Here is a 5,746-nt window from a genome sequence, read left to right on the forward strand (position 1 = left end):
CTTCCGCGCCGTGGCCCGGCAACTCACCTACAACGAACCCGCCATCCCCATCACCCCCACCGCCGACACCGACCTCCCGATGACCGACCCCGACTACTGGGTCAACCAGGTCCGCGCGACGGTCCACTTCCACCAGGCCGTCACCGCCCTGGCCGAGGACGGCACCACCACCTACATCGAACTCGGACCCGACGGCGTCCTCACAGCACAAGCCCAGCAAACCGCCGAAGGCACCTTCACCCCCGCCCTCCGCCGCGACCGCGACGAGACCACCACCGCACTCACCGCCCTCGGAACCGCCTACATCCACGGCCGCACACCGGTGCTTCCCGAGGGGAGCCACGTCCCGCTGCCGAACTACGCGTTCCAGCGGCAGAGCTACTGGCTGACCGGCACCGGGCCCGCCGACGCCGCCGGGCTCGGCCTGCAGCCGGGCGGCCACCCGCTGCTCGGAGCGGAGGTCGAGCAGGCGGACACCGGCACCGTGCTGTACACCGGCAGGGTCGCCGATGCCGGGCACGGCGCCGCGCTCCTGCTCGACCTCGCGCTGCACGCGGGCGGGAACGCGCTGGAGGAGTTGACGGTCGAGGTCCCGCCGCCGCCGGGCGAGCCGCTGCGGCTCCAGGTCGCGGTCACCGGGCGGGCGCTCACGGTCCACTCGCGCGGCGAGGACACCCCGTGGCAGCGCAACGCCACCGGCACGGTCGCCGCGGTGCCCGCAGGGGCCGAGAGCGCCGAGGGGTCGCCCCTGCCCGAGCCGTCCGGCCTGCGCTGGCCGCCGGACGCCCAGGAGGTGGACCCCCCGGCCGACGGGGTCGCGCAGGCGTGGCGCGACGGCGCCGTGTCCTACACCGAGGCGTCGGTGGACGCGACCGGGCACGGCATCGACCCGGGCCTGCTCACCGCCGTGCTCCAGCAGGACGCGGCGCCGGAGCAGCCGGTGCGGTGGCGCGACGTCCGGCTGCACCGCGCCGGGGCGACCACCTTGCGTGCGCGCCGCGACGGCGGCCTGGTGGCCGTGGACGCCGACGGCGCGCCGGTGCTCACCACCGAGGAGGTCGCCACCGCCCCGGTCAGCGCGGCGCACCACGCGCTGTTCGACCTCGACTGGGTGCCCTCCACCGCCCCCGGCGCCGCCGGGTTCGAGGTGCTGGAGGTCCCGCGCGAGGGCCGGTTGGAGGACACCCTGGCCATGGTGCTGGACGCGCTCCAGCGGGTGCGGTCGGCGCCGCTCGCGGTGCACACCGACGGGGCCGTGCTCACCGACGACCCCGACCCCGTCGCCGCCGCCGTGTGGGGCCTGGTCGTCACGGCCCAGCACGAGGAGCCGGGCCGGTTCGTCCTCGTCGACGCCGAGGCGGTGCCGGACGCCCTGCCCGAGGGCGAGCCCCGGGTGGCGGTGCGCGGCGGCGAGGTGCTGGTGGCGCGGCTCGCCCGGGTCACCGCCTCCGGCCCGGCGCCGCGCTGGAAGGGCACCGTTCTCGCCACCGGCGAGGCGCCCTTCCTCGACCACCTGGCCGACGCGGAGGTCCTCACCGTGCCCGGCGGCGACCCCGACGCGCTGGAGAAGGCGTTCGCCTCCCACGACGTCGCGGCCGTCGTGCACGCCCCCCGGCCCGGCGCCGAGGCGCCGGTGGCGCACCTGACCGCGGACGGGCTCGCCGAGGCGGTGCGGGGCGCCGCCGACGCGGCCTGGCACCTGCACCGGCTCACCGAGCGGCAGGGGACCCCGGCCCTGGTCCTGGGCTCCTCGGTCACCGGGGTGCTCGGGCGCACCGGGCACGGCGCCAACGCCGCTGCCGCCGCCTACCTCGACGCGGTCGCCCGGCACCGCCGGGCCCACGGCCTGCCCGCGGTCGCCGTCGCCTGGGGCGCCGAGCCCGACGGCGAGCTGTTCGACGCCGCGGTGGCGGCCGGTCGGCCCTGGGTGGCGGCGGGCGCGATCGACCCCGCCGCCGTCCGGGCCGCAGGGCCGGTGCCCCCGGTGCTGAGCGGCCTGGTCGCCCCGCGGCCGGCGCGCGGGCGGACCCTGGCCTCCCGCATCGCCGGGCTGGAGGGGGCCGAGCGCGAGGCGGCCGTCCTCGACGCGGTGCGCGAGGAGATGGCCCGCGTGCTCGGGCACGGCGACCCGGCCGCGATCGGGGCCGAGGACCCGTTCGCCGAGCTCGGGTTCAACTCGGTGACCTCGGTCGAGCTGCGCAACCTGCTGGCCGCCGCCACCGGGGTGCGCCTGCCCGCGACGCTGGTGTTCGACCACCCCACGCCCTCCGCGCTGGCCCGGCTGCTGGTCGAGCGGCTCGACCCCGGGTCCAGGGCCGGGCAGGAGGTCCAGGCCGACCTGGACCGGCTGCAGGAGAGCCTGGCCGGGGCCGCGGACTCCGCCGACCGCGCCGCGATCACCGACCGGCTGCGGGCGATCCTCGCCGCGTGGACCGAGGAGGCCGGGAGCGGTACCGGGGGCGCGGACGCGGAGGAGGAGGCCGACCTCGCCTCCGCCTCGGCCGAGGACGTCTTCGCCTTCATCGACAACGAGCTCGGACGCGCCTCCGAATGACGCCGCTGACGCCCGCCCCACGAGAGGAGCTTGATCGCAGTGTCCGATCAGCAGTCCGATGACAAGAAGGCCGTCGAGTACCTGAAGTGGGTGACCTCCGAGCTCAAGAAGAGCCGACGGCGCGTCGACGAGCTCGAGGCGGCCCGGCACGAGCCGGTCGCGATCGTCGGCATGGCCGCGCGGTTCCCCGGGGGCGTCACCGACCCCGACGGGCTGTGGGACCTGGTCGCCGAGGGGCGGGACGCGATCTCCGAGTTCCCCTCCGACCGCGGCTGGGACGTGGCCGGGACCTACGACCCCGAGCCCGGGACGCCCGGCAAGACCTACACCCGGCACGGCGGGTTCATCGACTCCGCGCCGCTGTTCGACGCCGGCTTCTTCCGGATCAACCGGCGCGAGGCGCTGGCGATGGACCCGCAGCAGCGGCTGCTGCTGGAGACCGCCTACGAGGCCGTGGAGCACGCCCGGATCGACCCGGCCGCCCTGAAGGGGGGCCAGGTGGGCGTGTTCGCCGGGCTGGCCGGCCAGTCGTACCTGCACCTGGGCCACCTGGCCGACGAGGAGCTGGCCGGGTACGTCATCACCGGCATGCTCGGCAACATCGCCTCCGGCCGGATCGCCTACACCCTCGGGCTGGAGGGGCCCGCGGTCACCGTCGACACGGCCTGCTCGTCGTCGCTCGTGGCCGCGCACTCGGCGGTGCGGTCGCTGCGCGAGGGCGAGTGCGAGCTCGCGCTGGCCGGAGGGGCGACCGTGATCGGGTCGATCGAGAGCTGGGTGGAGTTCAGCCGCCAGGGCAACCTGTCCCCCAGCGGCCGGTGCCGGACGTTCGACGCGGGCGCCGACGGCACGAGCTGGAGCGAGGGCGTGGGGATGGTCCTGCTGGAGCGGCTGTCCGACGCCCGCCGCAACGGGCACCGGGTCCTGGCCACCATCCGCGGCAGCGCCGTCAACCAGGACGGCGCCTCCAACGGCCTGACCGCCCCCAACGGGCCCTCCCAGGAGCGGGTGATCCGGCGGGCCCTGGCCGACGCCCGGCTGACCACGGCCGACGTGGACGCGGTGGAGGCGCACGGCACGGCCACCACGCTCGGCGACCCGATCGAGGCGCAGGCGCTGCTGGCGACCTACGGGCAGGGGCGGCCCGCCGACCGGCCGGTCTGGCTGGGGTCGCTGAAGTCCAACATCGGCCACACGCAGGCCGCGGCGGGCATCGCCGGGGTGATCAAGATGGTGCAGGCGATGCGGCACGGTGTGCTGCCGCGGACCCTGCACGTGGAGGAGCCCACGCCGCGCGTGGACTGGGGGTCGGGCAGTGCCCGGCTGCTCACCGAGGCCCGGCCCTGGCCGGAGGCGGACCGCCCGCGCCGGGCCGCCGTCTCGGCGTTCGGGCTCAGCGGCACCAACGCGCACGTGATCCTGGAGCAGGCCCCGGCCGCGGACCCCGACGAGGGGACCCAGGGCGCAGAGGCCCCGGAGGGGACAGAGAGCACGGAGGGCGCACGGGGGGACGGGGGCCGTGCCCGCGCCTCCCTGGTGCCGCTGCCGGTCAGCGCCAAGACGCCCGAGGCCCTCAGCGGGCAGGTGGAGCGGCTCACCGGGCACCTGGCCCGCAACCCCGGGCTGCGCCCGGCCGACGTCGGCCTGTCGCTGGCCACCACCCGCACGTCCTTCCCGCACCGGGCCGTGCTCCTGGACGGGGCCGTGGCCGCCCGGGGCGTCGCGGGCGCGGGCGGGCTCGCGATGATGTTCACCGGGCAGGGGGCGCAGCGGGTCGGCATGGGCCGGGGCCTGTACGAGGACCAACCGGTGTTCCGCGCGGCCCTGGACGCGGCCGTCGAGGCGGTGGACGGGCATGTGGAGGCGTACGCGCGGCGCCCGCTGCGCGAGGTGTTCTTCGCCGCGCCGGACACGCCGGAGGCCGGGCTGCTCGACCGCACCCTGTACACCCAGACGGCGCTGTTCTGCCTGGAGACCGCGCTGTTCCGGCTGTTCGAGCACTGGGGGGCGCGCCCCGGCCACCTGGTCGGGCACTCCGTGGGGGAGCTGGCCGCCGCGCACGTGTCCGGCGTGTTCGACCTGGACGGGGCCGCCCGGCTGGTCGCCGCCCGGGCGGGGCTGATGGACGCGCTGCCGGGCGGCGGCGCCATGGTCGCGCTGGAGGCGTCCGAGGAGGAGGCCGCCGCGCTGCTGCCGGACGACGGGACCGTGCACCTGGCCGCGGTCAACGGCCCCGACTCGGTGGTGGTGTCCGGGGAGGAGGGCCCCACCGCCGAGGTGGCCGACAAGGTCGCGGCGAGCGGGCGCCGCACCAAGCGGCTCACGGTGAGCCACGCCTTCCACTCCCACCTCATGGACCCCATGCTGGACGGTTTCCGCGCCGCGGCGCGGAGCATCGCCTACGACGCGCCGCGGATCCCGATCGTCTCCACGCTCACCGGTGAGCCCGAGAGCGAGGCCATGACGGACCCCGAGTACTGGGTGGACCAGGTGCGCCGCCCGGTCCGCTTCCACCCGGCCCTGGCCCGGCTGGACGGGCTGGGGGCCGCGACCTTCCTCGAACTCGGCCCGGACGGGGTGCTCACCGCCCAGGCCAAGCGGACGCTCGACGGCGCCGCGTTCGCACCCGCGCTGCGGCCGGGGCGCGACGAGACCGCCTCGGCGCTGACCGCGCTGGCCACCGCGCACGTCAACGGGCACTCCCCGGACTGGCGCGCGGTCTTCGGCGAGGACGCGCGCACCGTCGGCCTGCCGACCTATGCCTTCCAGCGCGAGCGGTACTGGGTCGACCCGCGCGGGGCCGCCGACGTCGCAGGGGCAGGCCTGCACCCCGCCGACCACCCCCTGCTGGGCGCCACCGTCCCCGCCGGGGACGGGTCGGTGCTGTTCACCGGCCGGCTGACCGGTACCGCCCTTCCGTGGGCCGCCGAGCGCGCCCCGGACGGCGCCGCCGTGCTGCCGGGCGCGGCCCTGGTGGAGCTGGCGGTGTACGCCGGGGACCAGGTCGGGTGCAACCTGGTGCACCGCCTGGAAATCCACGACCGCCCGGTGCTGCCCGGGGACGCCGCGGTTCAGGTGCAGGTCCGGGCGGGCGCCTCGGACGAGGCGGGCCGCCGGTCCATCGAGGTCCGGTCCCGCCCCGACGGCTCGGAGGGCCCGTGGCGGCGGCACGCCTCCGGCGTCCTCGCCGCC

At 77.1% G+C, this 5,746-nt stretch carries 2 protein-coding genes; both read left to right on the forward strand.

Annotation, left to right across the window (positions count from 1 at the left end):
- A partial coding sequence (locus D476_RS0131460; protein ID WP_026124036.1) for a KR domain-containing protein occupies positions 1-2,554 on the forward strand: 2,554 nt, incomplete at its 5' end.
- Between the two features lie 39 nt (positions 2,555-2,593).
- A partial coding sequence (locus D476_RS0131465; protein ID WP_017627841.1) for a type I polyketide synthase occupies positions 2,594-5,746 on the forward strand: 3,153 nt, incomplete at its 3' end.

It is taken from the genome of Nocardiopsis chromatogenes YIM 90109 (assembly GCF_000341185.1).
Lineage (GTDB): Bacteria > Actinomycetota > Actinomycetes > Streptosporangiales > Streptosporangiaceae > Nocardiopsis_A > Nocardiopsis_A chromatogenes.